Consider the following 19,381-nt stretch of genomic DNA (forward strand, 5'->3'; position numbering starts at 1 on the left):
GGGGATTCATCACGACACTGCATAGACGGCGACACCCACGCATACTATCCAGGCCACCGCGAGGAACTGCAGCACCCGGTCGCCGAGTGCGATCTCCTCCGGCTCACCGGCCGCACCACCGTCGACGTCGACCGCATACCGCAGGATGGCGACGGTGAACGGGACGATCGAGATGGCATAGAACACGTTGTCGCCGTGGATGGAGTCGTCGAGCGCCCACAGGCCATAGCAGAGCACCACCGACGTCGCCGCCAGCGTCCACACGAACCGCAGGTAGGTGGTGGTGTAGTACTCCAGCGACTTGCGGATCTTGGCGCCGGTGCGCTCGGCGAGCTGCAGTTCGGCGTAGCGCTTACCCGCGGCCATGAACAGCGAACCGAACGCCATGACCAGCAGGAACCAGCTGGACAGGCCGTTGGGCAGTTCGGCGGCCACGCCACCGGCGATCGCGCGCAGCAGGAACCCCGACGACACGATGCAGATGTCGACGACGGCCTGGTGCTTGAGCCCGAAGCAGTAGCCGAGCTGGATGACCAGGTAGACCGCGATGGTGACGGCGGTCTGCCAGTTGGCGAGGAAGGCCACGCCGATCGACGCGGCGGCGAAGATCGCCGACAGGACATAGGCCAGGTTCACCGGCACCACGCCGGCGGCGATCGGACGGAACCGCTTGGTCGGGTGGTTGCGGTCGGCCTCGACGTCCAGCGCGTCGTTGACCAGGTAGACCGACGACGCGACCAGGCAGAACGAGACGAAGGCGATCGCCACCCGGAACATCATGTCGCCGTTGGTGAGAACCTCGGTGCCCGCGGCCAGCGGTGCGGCCAGAACGAGGACGTTCTTGACCCACTGACGCGGACGCACGGCCTTGACCAGCCCGGCGGGCAGGCTCTTGGGCGGACCCTGCACCTTTCCGTGCTCGATCGGCTCCTCGCTCATCACTTCTCCCTGTTCCTGCCGACGCAGGTGGTCATGGCACTGTCGATGTACCGGTCACCGGCGATCACCGCACCCGCACTGAGTGCACCGATCGCCGCACCGGCCGCGACGTCGCTCGGGTAGTGCACACCGAGAACCAGTCGCGAGGTGAGCATAGGCGGCACCAGCAGCGCCGGGAGCAGGGAGGGCGGCAAACCGGCGGCGCGACCGATCAGGATCGCCGCGGCGGTGGTCGACGTGGCGTGCGACGACGGGAAGCTCAACTTGCTCGGGGTGGACACCCCCACCTCGATCCGCGGGTCGTGCGGACGCTTGCGCCGCACGATGCGCTTGATCACCACCGACGCCGCGTGTGCGCCGAACGCACCCACACCGGCCTCGATCCAGCGGCGCTGTGCGGCGGCGTCGTCGCGTCGGGTCGCCAGCGCCCAGCCGGCGGCACTGATCGCCAGCCACCCCAGGGAGTGCTCCCCGAAGTGCGACAGCCCGCGGGCCGCCGCGGTGACCGGCGGTGTGGCGATCGCCGATTGGATGTCCATCAGGACCTTGACCTCACCGGTGGGTTCACCCGCCGGCGCGGTCGTGGTCTGTTCAGTCGATTCCGAAGACACCCGCCCAGCTCTCCTTACTGGTCAGCTCCTGATGCTTGGCCCGGTAGGCCGCCTGCAGCTCAGGGAATTTCTCGTTGAGTTCGCGCACCAGGGCCGCCGATTCGCGGGCCAGGGCGATCATCTTGTCCCGATCGCGCTGGCGGTAGACCACGCCACGGCCGTCGGCGGTGGTCACGGTGACCCCGTCGACCCGGCCGAGGGAGAACCAGCGGGCCTCGATCGGCGGGTAATTGGCCTGCGGCACCTCGTGATGCCGCGGATCGGCCGGACGCAGGTTGTTGACCACCGCACCGGCGAGCGCCTTGAGCTTGCTGACCGGGTTGGTCGGGATCGCGGTGCCGAGATGTGTTGCCTCGCCGCTGGTCCGGGGGAGCTCGGTGGCCGACGGCAGCACCACGGCGTCGGGGAACTCCTTGCGCATCGCGGCGATCTTGGGCAACGCGGTGGGCAGCAGGCTGCGGATGTGGTCCGGGCCGGCCAGGAAGTCGCGGATCGCCTCGTTCTGGATGGCAACCGTCGAGTATTCAAGGCAGAGAAGATGTTTCGCCGTCGCCTTGACCATCGACTGCAGGATGCCCTTGATCGGGCCGTCGTGGTGGATCGATGCGACGACGAGCCGGTTGCGCAGGTGGAAGTAGGCCTGCCAGTCGATCGCGTCGTCCTTGTCGCTCCAGGCCATGTGCCAGATCGCGATACCCGGGATGGTGGCCGTCGGATATCCGGCCTTGGCGGCGCGCAGCGCGAATTCCCAGTCGTCCCACTTGATGAACAGCGGCATGGGCAGGCCGATCTGCTCCGCGCATTCACGCGGGATCATGCACATCCACCAGCCGTTGCCCTCGACGTCGATGCGCCGGTGCAGGTTCTTGGAGTTCTCGCGGTCGCGCAGCGGATGCATCGCGAAGTTGTGGTCGTACTCGACGAACGGCGCCGCGGTCCACATGAAGGTGTGGTGGTTGATCACCTCACCCATGCAGTGCAGGTGACTGCGGTCCTGCAGGTTGAGCATCTGCCCGCCGACGAGCATGGGGGACTTGGCGAATCGCGACATCGCCAGGGACCGCAGGACGGAGTCGGGCTCGATCGCGATGTCGTCGTCCATGTACAGCACGTACGGGCTGTCGGTCAGACGCAGCGCCTCGTACATGATCCGCGCATATCCGCCGGAGCCACCCAGGTTGCCCTGGTCGAAGATGCGCAGCCGGTCGCCGAGCGCGGCGGCGGCGTCGTCGTAGCCGGGCTCGTCGACCACCTTGCGGGTGCCCTGATCGGGCATCAGCACCGCGTCGATCACGCCGTCCACCAACGGATCCGAGGTGAGGGCGGCGAGTGCGGCGACGGCATCGGTGGGCCGGTTGAAGGTGGGGATGCCCACGGTGATCCGCTTGGTCTCCGGGCCGGTGGGGCACGGGACCGCGGAATACCAACCGGCCGAGACGATCTGGGTCTCGGTGTCGGTGGTGACGTCGAACCAGATCCAGCCGCCGTCCTCGAACGGACCGAGGTCGAGCTCGAATTCGATGACGCCGCGGCCACCCTCGTCGGTGGGGATGAGGTCGCCACCGATGCCGATTCGGGAACCGTCGACCTTGGACCGGTAGAGGTCGACGCGGCAGTTGCCGATCACCTCGACCCGCAGCACCACCGATTCCAGGATGCTCCACCGTCGCCAGTAGGCGGCGGCGAAGGCGTTGAAGTAGGTCTCGAAGCTCACCTCGGAGTCGGTGCCGAGCACCACCGAGGTGCGGCTCGGCGAGTGCGCCCGCTGGTTGTTGCCCCACGACTCGACGAGATAGAGCGAGCGGACGTCGACCGGCTCGCCGGGACGCGGGAAGATCACCCGCTGCAGCAGCTCGACGGCCTTGGACGCCGGCTGCGCACCCGACGCGTCGTCGGCGGTGTTCTCGGTGTCGTGTTCTGTGGTGGCTCCGGTGACGCTCATCTACTCCGCCTCGGCCAGCGGCGATCCGTCGCGCAGATGCGGCGCCAGCGTGTTGTCGAACATGGTGAGCGCACTCGCGATCGCCATGTGCATGTCCAGGTATTGGTAGGTGCCCAGCCGGCCGCCGAAGAGCACCTTGCGCTCGACGGTCTCGGCCTTGGCCAGGTCCCGGTACGCCGCGAGCATCTCACGGTCCTCCGGGGTGTTGATCGGGTAGTACGGCTCGTCGTCGTCGGAGGCGAACCGGCTGTACTCCCGCATGATCACGGTCTTGTCGGTCGGGTAGGTGTCCCGCTCGGGATGGAAGTGCCGGAACTCGTGGATCCGGGTGTAGGGCACGTCGGCGTCGTTGTAGTTCATCACCGGGGTGCCCTGGAAGTCGCCGGTGGGCAGCACCTCGGTCTCGAAGTCCAGGGTGCGCCAGCCCAGGCGGCCGGCCGAGTAGTCGAAGTAGCGGTCCAGCGGGCCGGTGTAGACGACCGGCGCATCGGGGTTGGCGGCGGTGATCTCCTCGCGCGCCTCGAACCAGTCGGTGTTCAGGCGCACCTCGATCCGCTCGTCGGCGGCCATGTTCTCCAGCCACGCGGTGTATCCCTCGACCGGCAGCCCCTCGTGGGTGTCGTTGAAGTACCGGTTGTCGAAGGTGTAGCGGACGGGCAGGCGGGTGATGTTGCCGGCCGGCAGGTTGGTGGGATCGGTCTGCCACTGCTTGGCCGTGTAGGCCTTGACGAACGCCTCGTAGAGGGGGCGGCCGATCAGGCTGATCGCCTTCTCCTCGAGGTTGGTCGCGTCCTTGGTGTCGATCTCGGCGGCCTGCTCGGCGATCAGTGCCCGCGCCTCGTCGGGGCTGAAGTACCGGCCGAAGAACTGCGAGACCAGGCCCAGGCCCATCGGGAACTGGTAGGCCTGCCCCTTGTGCATCGCGAAGACACGGTGCTGATAGCCGGTGAAGTCGGTGAAGCGGTTGACGTACTCCCACACGCGCTCGTTGGAGGTGTGGAACAGGTGCGCGCCGTACTTGTGGATCTCGATGCCGGTGCTCGGCTCGGGTTCGGAGTAGGCGTTGCCACCGAGGTGATGGCGGCGTTCGACGACGAGGACTCGTTTGCCCAACTCGGCGGCGGCCCGTTCGGCGACGGTGAGGCCGAAGAATCCCGAGCCCACCACGATCAGGTCAAAACCGGCGTTGGTATTGGATGCCACGGGAGTTCAGGGTAACGGACCGAACCTGAGGATTCTCCGTGCCACGGCGGCGACGGGGCCATCACCTGCGATGACCCGTCCGGAGTGCCTGAATCCTCACATCTCGGCGGCCATGTATCCCGGCGCGGCCCGGCGACTCGGCGCAGCCCCGACGACTCAGCGCAGCACGTTCTGCTTGGGGAAGCCGAGCACCGGGATACCGCCGCGGGCCTGGTAGTCCGTCAGTCCCCGGCCGGCCAGGGCATGCGCCCCGGTCTGCTTGCTGAAGAACAGCATCCCCTTCTCGAACACCTGGGTGACGCCGGCCGCGTCAGGAGTGAGGGTGGGCAGACCCACCGCGGCCCCGAGCGCGCCGGTGTTTCCGCCGAGTGCCCCGAGCAGACCCTGGAAGGCGGAGGTGGCAGTGCCGAGCAGGTCACCGGCACCGGGCAGCAGCTGGTCGGCGATCCCGTTCAGCGAGCCCAGATCGAGGGAGCCGGTGGAACCGGGCCCGGTCGGCGGGGTGACGATCCGCGGCGGGGTGCGTTGTCCCTGCACCGAGAACCAGGACGACTTGAGGCCCAGTTTGGTGCGGGCCTCCTCGCCGGTGGCCTCCACGCTGCGGCCGCCGCCGGTGGCACGGACCTTGAGTGCACGGCCCTGTTCGGCGCCGAGGCCGTTGGCCTCGATCACCTCGAAGCTGTCGAGGGACGGCAACCCGAACGCCGACGCGATGCTGCCGGGGCTGACCGTGGCGGTCCAGTTGTGGTTCGGCGAGGCGGAGTCCCCCTCGTCGACGACCGCCGGGAACCGTCCGCCCGCGGTGTAGCCGCCGGTGGACGCGGAGAACTCGGTGAACGCCGGCGCCCCGTTCTGCAGGCGGATCTGACCGGCGGTGGCGTCGGCGGCGGTGTTGGTGCGCGGGTCCTCACCGGCGACACCGCCGTAGACCTGCGAGTTCTGGGTGTCGTCGATCTTCTTGCCCCCCGCGATCGCCGACAACGCATAGGTGCGCGCGGCGACGGCCTGCGCCTTGAGTGCCTCGAGGCCGCCGGAGTCGGCCCAGCCCGGGACGCTCTCGCGGGCGATCACACCCTTCACATAGTCGTCGACGTGCAGTTTGTTGACGACCTGGCCGCCGTCGAGGCCCAGCGAGCCGCGGAATGCCTCGTTGGAGCCGCAGAAGCGGAGGAACTCGTTGGCCGGGCGGTTCGGTGCGGTGTTGATCGGGTCGACGAACGGTTGCGCGAGCGGCACCGTCCGGACGGCTGAGCCGCCGCAACCGCTCAAGATGGTGGCGGTGTTGCCGTTGAGACTGACCGCCTGGCCGGCCTCGACGCGCTGACCACCGACCGTCATCGGCGAGTCGGAGCGGACGTTGACCGCGCTCTTGTCGGTCAGGATCACCTGCACCTCGGGGGTGGTGACGCGGCCGGGGGTGGTGTTGCCGTAGTAGTGCTGCAGGATCTGGCTCGCCGACCAGCCTCGTTTGGCGTAGCCGTAGGCGCCCCACTGCCCCATGCCACGACCGTGACCGTGACCGTGGCCGATCAGGGTGACCTCGGAGCCTGCGGTGAGGCCGATATCGGGAGTGCGGTCGGAGGCGATCACACCGAAGATCAGGCCACCGGCCAGCAGTGCCGACATGGTGCCGCCCACCACCATCGACGTGGTGCGTCGGCGCGCCTGGCGCGGTCGGGTCCGGGAGGCCAACAGGCCGGTCAGACGAGCGTTCACGAGTGCATCTCCCCCACGGTCGATCAGCCCTTCCGGCCGGTTGGTAGCACACAGGATCTGTTACTAATGTGACTACTGGGACTCAAGTGACCATAATCAAGTCTCTTAAGAATCACCAACCACAGAAGATAACAACCGCATCACGAGTTATACGTCCCCCGGCGTGGACTGCCCGTGATGACGACGACTCCCCGACACGATCGGGGGCGTCGCCGGTGCAGACGCAGCGGCCGCGCATCCCGTTAGGAGCAGAGATCGGTGCGATACCCACGACGTAAGCCCTCGGTGCTGGTCGCAGCGGTGGCACTCGCGCTCGGCGCGGGGATGCTGATCGATCTCGGACCCGACCGCTCGGTGCGGGATGTGCGCCCGGTGGACAACCAGCGCCAGATCGACCGCACCGCGATCGAGGAGGTCGCGCTGCGTGAGCTTCCGTCGGTGGCGCTGGACCTCGCGTCGTCGGGGCTCGAGGCCGCCGGGATCGAACTGCCCGAGCTCGACATCACCGCCCTGCCGTCGTCCGGTCGCACCCCCGTCTCCGCCGACGGCGAGGTCGCACGGCCGGCGGTCGGCGCCTCGGTCAAACACCTCGTCCGGGACACCCCGTTCAAGATGGTCGGATTCACGTGGAACAAACCGGTCTGGGGTGATCCCGACGACGCCACCATGTTGCTGCGGGCGAAGGAAGCCGGTGGCCGCTGGGGTGAATGGGTGGAACTCGAGCCGATCCACACCGAGGCCGCGCCGTCGGCGAGGCAACCCGGCGGTACCGAGCCGGTGTGGGTGGGCGATGCCACCGAGATCCAGGTGGCCGTCGCCGAGGAGGGACTCGCCATCCCGGCACTGCGCCCCACCCGGGCCGCGGGCACTCCGGTCGAGGGCGACGGCACCGATCTGCTCACCCAGGTCCTCGGGGCCGGCGCCGAGATCCTGAAGAACCTCGCCGGGACGGTGATGCCGGAGTTGTCGGCGACGCTGCTCAGCCCGGACAGCCTGCTCTCCCTGGGGTCGTCGATGTTGACGACGCTGTCGGGGGGCCCGCAGGTGATCTCGCGGGCGGCCTGGGGTGCCGACGAGTCGATCCGCTGTTCGCAACCGACCATCTCGCCGTCGCTGAACGGTGCGATCGTCCATCACACCGCGGGCTCCAACGACTACACGCCGCAGCAGTCGGTGGAGATCGTGCGCGGCATCTACGCCTATCACGCACGCACCCTGAACTGGTGCGACATCGGCTACAACGTGCTCGTCGACAAGTACGGACAGATCTTCGAGGGCGCCTTCGGTGGCCTCGACCGCAACGTCGAGGGCACCCACACCGGCGGGTTCAACCGCAACACCGTCGGGGTGTCGATGATCGGCAACCTCGAGGAGGTCACCCCCTCCGGGGCGATGCTCGCCTCGGTGGGCCGTTTCCTCAAGTGGCGGCTGAGCAAGGCGGGCCTCAACCCGGCCGGTACCGCACACCTGACGTCGGAGTACTTCTCCGACAGCAAGTTCCCCGCCGGAACGCAGACGCAGATGCCGGTGATCGCCGGGCACCGCGACTACAACAACACCAGTTGCCCCGGGGCATACGGCTATCCGGCACTCGCCCAGATCCGCAGCCTCGCCGGGGCGTTCACCCCACCGGCCACCACCACGCCGACCCCTGAGCCGGGCGCACCGGCCGAGTCGGCACCGGCCGCTCCCCCGACCACCGATCCGCCGGTCCAGATGGCGCAATAGGCCCGACAGAACCGTCCCCACCCATTGCCATCCGAGGTCCCCAGCGGAGATCTCGACACGGGTCATCAACGGGCCGTTGATGGTTGAGCCGACGAGGAGCGAAACGGCAAGTCGTGCCGAAACCTCAGACGGCCGAGTTGCCGACGTGACAACCTCCGAGGTGGTCACCACCCAACACAGGCTGCGGAGATTTCGACACGGGTCCTCGCGATGCTCGGTCCCGGCTCAATCAGCAAAGAACACGCAACTCAATCAGCCACTGACCGTTGATGGTTGAGCCGACGAGGAGCGAAGCGACGAGACGTGTCGAAACCTCAGACGGCCGAACTCGCCGACGTGACCACCTCCGAGGTGGTCACCACCCCACGTAGGCTACGGAGATTTCGACACGGGTCCTCGCTACGCTCGGTCCCGGCTCAATCATCGTAGAAAGCGCGGCTCAATCAGCAAGGTAGGCGCGGCTCAATCATGTAGGAGGGATCAGCTCAATTAGCCACGCCCCGTTGATGGTTGAGCCAACGAGGAGCGAAGCGACGAGACGTGTCGAAACCTCAGACGGCCGAGTTGCCGACGTGACCACCCCGGGGGTGGTCACCACCCGAGGTAGGCTGCGGAGATTTCGACACGGGTCCTCGCTACGCTCGGTCCCGGCTCAATCATCGTAGAAGGTGCGGCTCAATCAGCAAGGTAGGCGCGGCTCAATCATTGTAGAAGGTGCGGCTCAATCAGCAAGGTAGGCGCGGCTCAATCATGTAAGAGGGCTCAGCTCAATTAGCCACGCTCCGTTGATGGTTGAGCCGACGAGGAGCGAAGCGACAAGGCGTGTCGAAACCTCCGCCGGCCGAACTCACCAACGTAGCCAACGGAGGTCCCGACACACCACTATCTCTATGAAGTTCTCAAAGAACACGAGCTCAATCAACACTCAGGCAGCATTCGGTAGTTCGTCGGCAAACCGCCTGTTATACGCCGGAATCGGACGACGACGCCGATCCACCACCTCCGGCGGGATCAACCACGGATGCGCATCCGGACCCATATAGACATCCCATCCGTTGTGATGGACATCGGCATGACACGACGCACACAGCAAACAACCGTTCGCCAGGTCGGTGGCACCACCATCCGACCAATGCGCAATGTGATGAGCCTGAGTCCTCGACGCCGGAGCACCACACTTGATACAACACCGATCCCGCTCAAACAACGCCCGCCGCTGACAGGCGGTGAACAACCGTTTCGACCGACCCATATCCAACGGCACCCGCTCACCGTCGACGATGGTCATCACCACCACACCATCACAACTCGTTTCCAACAAAGTGCCGTGTGTGATCGACCCACCGAACATCAACGCCGACTTGTCGGGCGCATCCGCAGGCACCGACAGGTTGATCAACGCCGACGGTAGAGCGGTCACCGACCGCTCCCCCGCACCAGCCGCCATATCGAGCACCATCTCCAACGCGTCTGCGCGACGTCGGGGTGCTTCACGTGGATCTTTCGAACCATCCGGCTGGGGTAGCGGGGCTGAGAGCTTCTCGATGGCCGTCGCGAGCTTTTCCCCGACAACAACATCCAGACTCCCGGAGACAGCGACCCGCCCATCATCTGTCCGCCCGATATCCAGAGTATTCAGGTTGCGGTCTTCCTTTGCCGGTCGTCCGCCTTCGGCATCGTCAGCATGATGGTCCCCGAGCTGATGTGCCCGTGCCATCACCTCAGCCGGTTTCGCGCCGGACAACACCTGCGCCAACAGATCACCCTCGAACTCAGCCCAGGTCTCGGCATCCGGCGCCTCCCCGGCACGTAACCCGATCTGGTTGAGCCCACGCACGATCGCATCGACATGTTCACCCGAGATCGCGCCGTCGGCAGCATGTTTCAGCGTGCGTTCCACCACCGCCGAGGTGCCGATCCGCTGCATCCGCGCGGCGACGGCGGGCGCGTACCCCATCTCGATCAGCAACGTGATCGGTTTGTGGCCGTGCCGTTGTGCCAAACCCAGCCGGTCGAGGTGACCGGCGCCGGCGGCGGTGTGCGAATCGACGAGGTTGCGTATGGTGACCAGTTTCTGCATGTCCGTGAAGACGATCTGCCCGGTTTGATCGTCGTCGAAACGACAATTGGTGAGTATGTCGATCACGGTGTCCAGATCCCCCTGCATGCGTTCCATTGTAGCGAACGTATAGGCGACGACAGCCCGAATTCGCAAGTAGAACAAGATTTGTGGATAGATCGTGAAAATCGTTCACCCTGGGGATTCGGGTTCACCTGTGGGGTTGTTGGGGACATTGTTAGCCTCGGGCTTTCACGCTGATTCCGTGTCGTGAATGAAGAATGGTGCCCTGACCTGGGATGATTGGACTTACCACAGTTTCAATCGGACCAGTTCGAGGAGCACCATTCAGGTGAGTAAGTCTACGTCGTGGTATCCGTCGTTGTCTGTAGATGGTTCCCGAACCGGGGTGGTGTCGCACGCCGGGGCGACGGTCCTGCTGCGGGCGGCCGAGAAAACCGGTCTGAGCAGGCACTTGTCGACCGGGTTGACGCCGTGGCGCAAGCCTCTGGCCACTCACGATCCGGGCAAGATCCTGCTCGACCTCGCCGTCGCGGTCGCCTTGGGCGGCGACTGTCTGGCTGATATCAACCAGATCCGTGCCGACCCGGGCGTGTTCGGGCCGGTGGCCTCGGATCCGACGGTGTCGCGGCTGATCTCCACGCTGGCCACCGAAGCACCGGCAGCCTTGTCGGCGATCAACTCCGCCCGCGCCGCCGCCCGGGCGCAGGCGTGGACCGCGGCCGGCACCGCAGCCCCCGACCACGACCGCGATGCGCGTCATCCGTTGATCATCGATCTCGACGCCACCTTGGTGACCGCACACTCCGACAAAGAACACGCCACCCCAAACTGGAAGAAAGGCTACGGATTTCACCCGCTGTGCGCGTTCGCCGACCACCAAGCCGCCGGCACCGGCGAACCCCTCGCAATCATGTTGCGGCCCGGTAATGCCGGGTCGAACACCGCTGCTGATCACATCGCCGTCGTCGAGCAGGCCCTGGTCCAGGTACCCGGCGTCGATGGCTATCGGGTCGGCAAGACGGTGTTGATCCGTACCGATTCGGCTGGCGGTACCCACGAATTCCTGGAGTATCTGACCAGGCGGCGGTTGGCCTACTCGGTCGGGTTCGGACTCACCGAGGCCATCGCCGAGATCGTCGACCGACTACTACCCGAGGCGTGGACCCCGGCCTACGACGCCGACGGTGTCGAGCGTGACGGGGCGTGGGTCGCGGAACTGACGGGCATGCTGGACCTGTCGGGCTGGCCCGCCGGGATGCGGGTCATCGTCCGGAAAGAGACACCGCATCCGGGAGCGCAGTTGCGGTTCACCGACTGCAACGGGATGCGGCTGACCGCGTTCGCCACCAACACACCCCGCGGCCAGCTCGCCGAACTCGAACTACGCCACCGGCGGCGGGCCCGTTGCGAGGACCGCATCCGCACCGCCAAAGACTGCGGCCTGGCGAACCTTCCCCTGCACGGTTTTGATCAGAACCGCATCTGGTGTGCCATCGTCGCGGTGGCGTGTGAGTTGATCGCCTGGAGCCAGATGCTCGCCTTCACCACCACCCCCGCCCGACGGTGGGAACCCAAACGGCTACGACTACAACTGTTTTCGATCGCTGCCCGACTGACCCGTCACGCGCGGCGGACCCGACTCAAACTCGCCGCCACCGCACCCCACCGGCAGCTACTGCTCGACGGACTCACCCGACTCGCAGCACTTCCCGACCCCGGCTGACCCCCGGCCAGCCTGACCCACCGACTGAAAGGACAACGCACTTCGGGGCCGTGAACCCCGACGCCCACCGACGCTCGGCCACCCACTCACGGCCCCGGTCCGGAATCCGGTCCTCAGACCACCACTCCGGGCCCGCTCAAACACCGGGCGACCCCCGACGAAACATCGAGGTTAGCTGCGGAGATTTCGACTCGGGTCCTCGCCCTTTCGGCTCGGTCCCGGCTCAATCAGCAAAGAACGCGCGCCCCAATCATCGTAGAAGGTGCCGCTGAATCAGCCACGCCCGGTGGGTGGTTGATCCAATGAGGAGCAGGTGGTCACCACCCAACACAAGCTGCGGAGATTTCGACACGGGTCCTCGCTACGCTCGGTCCCGGCTCAATCAGCAAAGAACGCGCGCCTCAATCATCGTAGAAGGCGCAGCTCAATCATCAGTGGGCGCTCTAGCCGAACCACCGTTCCAGCACACGGGCCACACCGTCGTCGTTGTTGCCGACAGTGATCTCGTCGGCGGCGGCGAGGGCGGCCGGATGTGCATGGCCCATGGCTACGCCGTGATCGACCCAGGTGAGCATCTCGACGTCGTTGGGCATGTCACCGAAGGCGACCGTGGTGGATGCATCGATCTCGGTGTGCTCCAGCAGTTTCCGCAGACCGGACGCCTTGTGCGTGTCGGGCAGTGAGAGTTCCACCAGCCCGTTGTCGGTGGAGAAGGTGATCTGGGCGAGGTCGGCGAGCACCGAGAGTCGTTGTGCCATCTCCGCACTCGCCATCCCCGGTGAGCGCACCAGCAGTTTGACCGCGCGCGCCTCGTAGATCTCGTCGTCGCCCACCTCGACGTGGTCGGGGTTGAGCCAGGCGTGCTGGTAGCCGGCAGTCGCGACGAACGGCGGCGTCGCGGCATCGTGCGCCGACCTTCCCACCCGCTCGGCGGCGATACCGCAGCCCGGGATCAGTTCGGCGGCAACACTTCCGATATGTCGCAGCACATCCGGGCCGAGCGTGGCCGCCGACAACACTCGGTCATGCTCGACGTCGTAGACGATCGCACCATTGGCGCAGACTGCGTAGCGCACGCGGACCGCCGACGGATCGAACTGGTCGGTCACCTCGGCGATCCAGCGCGGCGGACGACCCGTCGCGAGCACGAACTCGGTACCGGTCCCGACAGCACTGGCCAGCACCGACGCGGTGCGCGCCGACACCCGGTTGGCGTCGTCGATCAGGGTGCCGTCGACGTCGCTGGCGATCAGCGTCGGACGCGGCAGTTCAGGGGTGGGGTTCACCGACGACCCTTTCCGGCCCGTTCGGCCGCCTTACGGGCGCGCGCTTCTGCTTTGCGCGCAGCCTCCTCGGTCTCGATCTTTGCGGCCTCCGTGGGTGTGGGTGCCGATCCGCCCAGTCGCGCGGGCACCCAGAACTCGCCGACCGGATGCGATCCGTACTCGTCCTGCACATGGTGCAAGAGTCCGGTCATCGTCTCGCGCAGCCGCTCGGTCGCGGCATCGGAGTCGACATCCACCGTGACCGGTGCCCCGTATCGCACCGACACCGGGATGCCGGTGCGGCCCATGGCACGGGTACCGCCCTTGGTCCACTGCCGGTGCGCACCCCAGACGATCGCCGGGACCACGGGGACACCGGCGTCGGCGGCCATCCGGACCGCACCGGTCTTGAACTCCTTGAGCTCGAAGCTGCGGCTGATCGTGGCCTCCGGATACACGACCACCATCTCACCACTGCGCAGCGATGCGACCGCGGCCCGGTAGGCGTCGGCACCCTGCGAGCGGTCCACCGGGATCGTCCGGGTGTGGTTGACCAGGAAGCGCATGATCCCGACGTCCATCACCTCGGACTTGATCAGGAACCGCGCCCGGCGTCCGGCGCGGTACAGGCCGAGGGCCGCGGGCAGGAAGTCGACGTACGAGGTGTGGTTGACCGCCAGCACCGCCCCACCCACGCTCGGGATGTTGTCCAGCCCCGCATACCGCAGGTCGAGGTTCTGCGCGCGGACGAGCGTGTTCGCGATGATCTCGAGTCCGCGGAAGACCGGCTCCCGCCGCGGGGAACGGGCCTGGTGGTCCGCATCTGTCATGCGGATCAGCCTAACGGCCGCCCACGGTCGGGCGCCTGAGCGTCCGCCGGTTGTCGATCAGCCGGCGTCGCTCGCCGACTGCTCGGGGTGGATGAGCTCGGGCTGGTCGATGATGCGCACCCACGAACCGTCGGGGCGGCGGACCACCACCTGCGCCCGCGCGCCTGCACCGTCCCGGGGCGGTGTGGAGGTGAGCGCGATGTCGCCGAAACGCAGTGTCGGCAATGGTTTTTCGGGCGTGAATGTCGGGCGGTGGGCGAGCACCGAGGCCCACAGGTCGCGGATCGCGTCACGGCCTCGGGTGATCTCTCCCGGGGGATAGGCGAGGACTGCATCCTCGTGATAGAGCGACGCCACCGCGTCGGCGTCGCCGGCATTGGAGTATTCGACGAACAGCCGGGTGATGTCCTCCGGGGTTCGGGCAGCCCGGTCGGACACATGGTTCTCGGGCCAAGAGTTCTCGGGCGAAGGGTTCTCGGACAGACGGTTCTCGGGCATGGGGTGACCTCCTCGGGTCGGATCGCTTCTCCCGTCCAGCGTCAGCCCGATCACATGTATAAGTCCAAGAGTTTGTTCGGATGAGTCCTATCATCATCAGTTATGGAACTGCGCCAGCTGGAGTACTTCGTCGCCGTGGCGAGGACCGGTTCGTTCACGCGGGCGGCCGCGGCCACCCACACCTCCCAGCCCAACATCAGTGCGCAGGTCGCCGGCCTCGAACGGGAATGGGGAACCCGACTGTTCGAGCGTGTGGGGCGCACGGTGGCACTCACCGACGCCGGGCACGCCGCACTCCCCCACGCCCGTGCGGCGCTGGCCGCGGCCGAGTCCGCACGACTCGCATCGGCGGAGGTCGCGCAGGTCATCACCGGAACCCTGGCGGTGGGGATGGTCGACGGATGCACCATCGCGCCGCTGTTCGACGCATTCGCCGCGTTCCGGCGGGCCCACCCCGGGGTCCGGGTGTCACTGGGCGAGGACGAGTCCCCGGCCCTCGCCGACCGGGTCCGCCGCGGTGATCTCGACACCGCGCTGACCGGCTCGGCCGGGGCACCACCGGCCGGCCTGGAGGCGCTCACCGTCATCTCGGAGCGGGTGGTCGCGGTGGTGCCGCATGGTCATCGGCTGGCCGGGCGACGCCGCATCGGGTCCGACGACCTCGACGGCGAGACCCTGATCGGCCTGCCGTCCGGCGCGGGTATCCGCACCGTGTTCGACGACGGGTGCGCCCGGCCCGTCGACGTCGAGGCCACCTCCCCCGACGCGGTGGCCGCACTGGCGCGCGGCGGGGTCGGGGTGGGCATCCTCAGCGAGTCGATCGCCGCCGAGCACCTCGCCACGCTGCACGGAGTCCCGATCGACGGCGTCGACCGACCGGCGCTGCTGTGCCTGGTCTGGCGGCGGCGACCGTCACCGGCGGTGTCGGTGTTCGTCGAACTCGCCCGGTCGGCATTCGGCCTGGACCAGGACTGATCCGGTCAGGTCCGGCCGGGCAACCGGACGCTCAGCCCTCCGACGACCCCTGCTCACGCTCGGCACGGCGCGCGGCCTTGGCGGCCTGCTCCTCGGCGTCCATCCGGTTGGCCTCCTCGAGCGTCGGCGCCGAACCGCCGAGCCGGGCGGGCACCCAGAACTCGCCCTGCGGATGCGGACCGTAGGCGTCCTGGAGTTCGAGCAGCTTCGCACTCATCGACTCGTGCAGCCGCGCGGTGAGGGCATCGGCGTCGCCGACCGGTTCGATCGGTTCGGCGACACCGATCATGATCGTGAAACCGTGGCGGCCGAGCTTCTTGGGATGCCCCTTGGTCCACACCTGCTGCGCACCCCAGATCACCGTCGGGATGATCGGGGCACCGGACTCGAGCGCCATCCGAGCCGCCCCGGACTTGAACTCCTTGAGTTCGAAGCTACGGCTGATCGTCGCCTCCGGGTACACACCCACCAGCTCACCGCGTTTGAGATAGTCGACGGCATCGTGGTAGCTCTGCGCACCGTTGGCCCTGTCGACCGGAATGTGCTTGAGCGCCCGCATGATCGGCCCCGAGTACTTGTTGTCGAAGACCTCTTTCTTCGCCATGAACCGCACATATCGCCTGCCCTGCAGGAATGCCGGGATGCCGGCGTAGGTGAAGTCGAGATAGCCGGTGTGGTTGATGGCGATCACGCCGGGCCCGGTGGCCGGCGTGTTCTCGACACCGGACACCGTGAAATCGAGCCCTTCGGCCAGCCAGAGCAGCCGGGCGGCGGTGATCACGGTGGAGTACACGGGTTCCATGGCCTAGACCCTAGCGAGAGCGGCCACCAAGCGCGGAGCCATCACCGTCAGAACTCGAAACCGGCCATCGCCTGCATCCCGACGAACATGTACGCCATCGCGACGGCCATGGAGGCCATCGTCAGCCGGTCGGCCCAGCCGCCGGTCATGTGCACGTCGTCGGGGACGTCTGTACGCGAGTCGGCCGGCGTGATCCGATAGCCGCGGAAGACATCGGCGAGCCAGCCGATCGCCTCGACGAGGAACCACACCGACACGACGGTGGTGAGCAGCCCACTCCACCACCTCATCGGCAGCCACATGTAGATCATCGCCACCTGCTGCACCAGCAACAGCACCCAGAGCAGCGAGAACGTCCGACGACGCGCGATCAGCACCATGAGGTGGGCCAGGACCACCGCGCTGGTGGCGGTGAAAAACCACATCTGGGCTGTGCGGGCGTCGGGTCCCCACGACACGGGTGGCCGGAACGACATGATCAGGTACATGTAGATCATCGACGCGCACATCGCGATATGGCCCAGATGGAACCAGCGGTTGCCGTGACCGTGCAGCACACACGGCAGGTGGTGCAGCGCCGCACCGAGCAGCAGGATCGACGCGATGACGGTCAACCATGGCGGGAACCAGTCGAACGCGGGAGTCATCTCTTGCTGGTGATGCATGGTCATGCCCTGAGCAGTCGCGCGTCGGGCGGGCCCGGTTCCACGACGTGGCGCAGGTCACCGGGGTGTCGTGATCGGCGCTGACCCGCCACCCGATTCGGGACCGATGGCCGTAGCGGCGGCCGGCGGTCCGACTACCCTGAGACACCGAGTGCGCAAATCCCAGCCCTGCGCAACGAGCGTGTGAAAGGTTCGAAGTGAAGATCACCAGCATCGGCCATGCCGGATTCCACATCCAGACCGCGGCCGGGTCGATCCTCTGCGATCCCTGGACCAACCCCGCGTACTTCGCATCGTGGGTGCCGTTCCCGGACAACTCGGAGTTGGACTGGAAGTCCCTCGGGCAGTGCGACTACCTCTATGTCTCGCATCTGCACCGCGACCACTTCGACGAGCAGAATCTGCGCGAGAACATCAGCAAGGACGCCACCGTCCTCCTCCCCGACTATCCGGTGCCGGATCTGCGTCGCGAGCTCGAGAAGCTCGGGTTCACCGAGTTCGTGGAGACCACCGACTCGGTCAAGCAGACGATCACCGGTCCCAAGGGGTCCCTCGACGTCATGATCATCGCGTTGCGTGCACCGGCCGACGGCCCGATCGGCGATTCCGGACTGGTCGTGTCCGACGGCGAGACCACCGTGTTCAACATGAACGACGCCCGGCCGATCGACCTCGACGTGATCGGTGAGTCGTTCGGTCACGTCGACGTGCACCTGCTGCAGTACTCGGGCGCCATCTGGTACCCGATGGTCTACGACATCCCGCGCCGTTCCAAGGCCAACTTCGCCGCACAGAAGCGTCAGCGCGGCATGGACCGGGCCCGCTCCTACATCGAGCAGGTCGGGGCCACCTGGGTGGTTCCGTCGGCCGGTCCGCCGATGTTCCTCGACGACGATCTGTTCGGGCTCAACGACTTCGGTTCGGGTATCGACAGCCCGGAGAACGCCCGCCCGGGCGATGTCACCTCGATCTTCCCCGACCAGGAGACCTTCCTGGAGCAGATGCGCATCCACGGCACCGACGACGGCGAGAAGCATCGCGGGCTGATGATGGTGTCGGGTTCGGTCGCCGAGTTCACCGGCTCCACCCTCGACGAGGTCAGCCACCCGTACGCCCCGCACGAGGTGTTCGGCGAGAACAAGCAGGCCTACCTGGAGCGGATGAAGGAGAAGTTCGCCCCGGTGATCGCCGCGGAGAAGGCCTCCTGGGCCGTCGACGACGGGGAGCCGCTGCTCGAGCCGCTCAAGCAGCTGTTCGAGCCGATCATGGCGCAGTCGGATCTGATCTGTGACGGCATCGGCTACCCGGTGGGTCTGGTGATCGGCGAGCAGACCGTGGTGGTGGACTTCCCGAACCGGATCGTGCGCGAACCCAAGGAGGGAGAAGGCAAGTACCGCTACGGTTTCCGGATCGCACCGGAGCTGGTCCGCACGGTGCTGCGCGATCAGGAACCGGACTGGGTCAACACCATCTTCCTGTCCACCCGGTTCACCACGTGGCGGATCGGCGGGTACAACGAGTACCTCTACACCTTCTTCAAGTGTCTGACCGACGAGCGAATCGCCTACGCGGACGGCTGGTTCGCCGAGGCACACGACGATTCCGCGTCGATCACCAAGGACGGCTGGGAGATCCAGCGCCGCTGCCCGCACCTCAAGGCCGATCTGTCCAAGTTCGGTGTGATCGAGGGCGAGAAGCTGACCTGCAATCTGCATGGCTGGCAATGGGATCTGGGCAGCGGCCGTTGCCTGACGTCGAAGGGACACGAGCTGCGCGCCGCGCGCATCGAGTGAGACCTCCCGCGGTGTGCGTGACGGCCGGGCGGTTCACCCGGCCTGGTCGTCGCGCGCCCCGAACAGCTCCCACACCGGTCCGGTGAGCAGCCAGATCACCGTCACCACCCCGAGGATCCCGAACGTCTGACGCAGGGCGGCAGCCTGTTCGGCGTCGGCGACGGTCACCGACAACCCGAGGATCACCGCCGCGCAGATCGCCGCGGCGAGCAGCCACCGGCCGAAGGCGATCCATTCCGAACGGAGCGCGGCCCGCCCGCCGCGCGGCGGCTTCGAGGGCGCCGGCGCACCGGCGAAACGGTGGGCGAATCGTGCATCGGCCCAACCGATCACACTGTTGCCGAAGGCGACGGTGACGCCGAGGTAGATCCCGGCCAGCCGGTGCACCGAGGTCACCTGCGCACCGCCGGCCAGATCGAGCACCACCGCCACCACCAGCGCGATGTCGACGGCGGGTACCGCGACCAGCAGCGCCGTCGACAACCGCCGGCGATGCAGCAGGTATCGCGCCGACAGACCGGCGAGAAGCAGCACCCAGAAGCCGATCTCGCAGCCGACGATCGCCCACAGGACCGGTGATGCGGTGAGTTCGGTGTTCATGGGTCCCA

General features: G+C 66.9%; 16 protein-coding genes. 4 read left to right on the plus strand and 12 right to left on the minus strand.

Going from position 1 to position 19,381, the window contains the following annotated elements:
• Positions 1–9: 9 nt before the first annotated feature.
• The 5 genes from Q9K23_RS11235 to Q9K23_RS11255 form a co-directional block, all read right to left on the minus strand.
• Positions 10–939, minus strand: coding sequence for a decaprenyl-phosphate phosphoribosyltransferase (locus Q9K23_RS11235; protein WP_053776678.1), 930 nt, complete (start codon positions 937–939; stop codon positions 10–12).
• Positions 939–1,550, minus strand: coding sequence for a phosphatase PAP2 family protein (locus Q9K23_RS11240; RefSeq protein ID WP_053776679.1), 612 nt, complete (start codon positions 1,548–1,550; stop codon positions 939–941). Before Q9K23_RS11240 ends, Q9K23_RS11235 begins: the two co-directional genes overlap by 1 nt.
• Positions 1,531–3,492 carry a glycosyltransferase gene (locus tag Q9K23_RS11245; RefSeq protein ID WP_053776680.1) on the minus strand — a complete coding sequence of 654 codons (1,962 nt, stop codon included), beginning with the start codon at positions 3,490–3,492 and terminating at the stop codon, positions 1,531–1,533. The genes Q9K23_RS11240 and Q9K23_RS11245 overlap by 20 nt, the downstream gene beginning before the upstream one ends.
• On the minus strand, positions 3,493–4,695 hold the full coding sequence (glf, locus tag Q9K23_RS11250; RefSeq protein ID WP_053776681.1) for a UDP-galactopyranose mutase: 1,203 nt from the start codon (positions 4,693–4,695) through the stop codon (positions 3,493–3,495). It abuts the gene before it with no gap.
• A gap of 156 nt (positions 4,696–4,851) precedes the next feature.
• Positions 4,852–6,339: a SpoIID/LytB domain-containing protein gene (locus tag Q9K23_RS11255; RefSeq protein WP_082365770.1), complete on the minus strand. Its 1,488-nt coding sequence runs from the start codon at positions 6,337–6,339 to the stop codon at positions 4,852–4,854.
• A 330-nt stretch (positions 6,340–6,669) separates the two neighbouring features.
• On the opposite strand from Q9K23_RS11255, the gene Q9K23_RS11260 reads away from it, so the two are divergent.
• Positions 6,670–8,139 carry a peptidoglycan recognition protein gene (locus Q9K23_RS11260; protein ID WP_059039794.1) on the plus strand — a complete coding sequence of 490 codons (1,470 nt, stop codon included), beginning with the start codon at positions 6,670–6,672 and terminating at the stop codon, positions 8,137–8,139.
• A 925-nt stretch (positions 8,140–9,064) separates the two neighbouring features.
• Here Q9K23_RS11260 and Q9K23_RS11265 read toward each other — a convergent pair.
• Positions 9,065–10,306: an HNH endonuclease signature motif containing protein gene (locus Q9K23_RS11265; RefSeq protein ID WP_160319578.1), complete on the minus strand. Its 1,242-nt coding sequence runs from the start codon at positions 10,304–10,306 to the stop codon at positions 9,065–9,067.
• Positions 10,307–10,550: 244 nt separating this feature from the next.
• Here Q9K23_RS11265 and Q9K23_RS11270 point away from each other — a divergent pair, with 244 nt between their 5' ends.
• Positions 10,551–11,945, plus strand: coding sequence for an IS1380 family transposase (locus Q9K23_RS11270; RefSeq protein WP_053777956.1), 1,395 nt, complete (start codon positions 10,551–10,553; stop codon positions 11,943–11,945).
• Between the two features lie 443 nt (positions 11,946–12,388).
• On the opposite strand, the gene Q9K23_RS11275 is transcribed toward Q9K23_RS11270, so the two are convergent.
• The 3 genes from Q9K23_RS11275 to Q9K23_RS11285 are packed head-to-tail and all read right to left on the minus strand — an operon-like array spanning position 12,389 to position 14,478.
• Entirely contained in the window at positions 12,389–13,231 is an 843-nt protein-coding gene (locus Q9K23_RS11275) for a Cof-type HAD-IIB family hydrolase (RefSeq protein WP_020793272.1), read from the minus strand.
• Positions 13,228–14,040, minus strand: a complete 813-nt coding sequence (locus tag Q9K23_RS11280; protein ID WP_020793271.1) for a lysophospholipid acyltransferase family protein — start codon at positions 14,038–14,040, stop codon at positions 13,228–13,230. The genes Q9K23_RS11275 and Q9K23_RS11280 overlap by 4 nt, the downstream gene beginning before the upstream one ends.
• A gap of 57 nt (positions 14,041–14,097) precedes the next feature.
• Entirely contained in the window at positions 14,098–14,478 is a 381-nt protein-coding gene (locus Q9K23_RS11285; RefSeq protein WP_053778585.1) for a nuclear transport factor 2 family protein, read from the minus strand.
• A gap of 162 nt (positions 14,479–14,640) precedes the next feature.
• Between Q9K23_RS11285 and Q9K23_RS11290 the strand changes: the two genes are divergently transcribed.
• A complete protein-coding gene (locus tag Q9K23_RS11290) occupies positions 14,641–15,513 on the plus strand; it encodes a LysR family transcriptional regulator (RefSeq protein WP_305950505.1) in 873 nt (290 codons plus the stop codon).
• 31 nt (positions 15,514–15,544) lie between these two features.
• Here the strand turns inward: Q9K23_RS11290 and Q9K23_RS11295 are convergent, their stop codons facing one another.
• Together Q9K23_RS11295 and Q9K23_RS11300 are read right to left on the minus strand one after the other, a co-directional pair.
• The gene (locus Q9K23_RS11295; protein ID WP_053778582.1) at positions 15,545–16,315 is read right to left on the minus strand and encodes a lysophospholipid acyltransferase family protein; all 771 of its coding nucleotides are present in this window, start codon (positions 16,313–16,315) and stop codon (positions 15,545–15,547) included.
• 47 nt (positions 16,316–16,362) lie between these two features.
• Complete coding sequence (locus tag Q9K23_RS11300; RefSeq protein ID WP_160319635.1) at positions 16,363–16,962, minus strand: DUF5134 domain-containing protein; 600 nt, start codon at positions 16,960–16,962, stop codon at positions 16,363–16,365.
• Positions 16,963–17,177: 215 nt separating this feature from the next.
• Here Q9K23_RS11300 and Q9K23_RS11305 point away from each other — a divergent pair, with 215 nt between their 5' ends.
• Positions 17,178–18,773: a Rieske 2Fe-2S domain-containing protein gene (locus Q9K23_RS11305; protein WP_020791488.1), complete on the plus strand. Its 1,596-nt coding sequence runs from the start codon at positions 17,178–17,180 to the stop codon at positions 18,771–18,773.
• A gap of 33 nt (positions 18,774–18,806) precedes the next feature.
• Here Q9K23_RS11305 and Q9K23_RS11310 read toward each other — a convergent pair whose 3' ends face one another.
• Positions 18,807–19,373: a hypothetical protein gene (locus Q9K23_RS11310; protein WP_053778580.1), complete on the minus strand. Its 567-nt coding sequence runs from the start codon at positions 19,371–19,373 to the stop codon at positions 18,807–18,809.
• Positions 19,374–19,381: the final 8 nt, after the last annotated feature.

Origin of the sequence: Gordonia sp. NB41Y (assembly GCF_030718915.1) — a bacterium.
Taxonomy (GTDB): Bacteria; Actinomycetota; Actinomycetes; order Mycobacteriales; family Mycobacteriaceae; genus Gordonia; species Gordonia desulfuricans.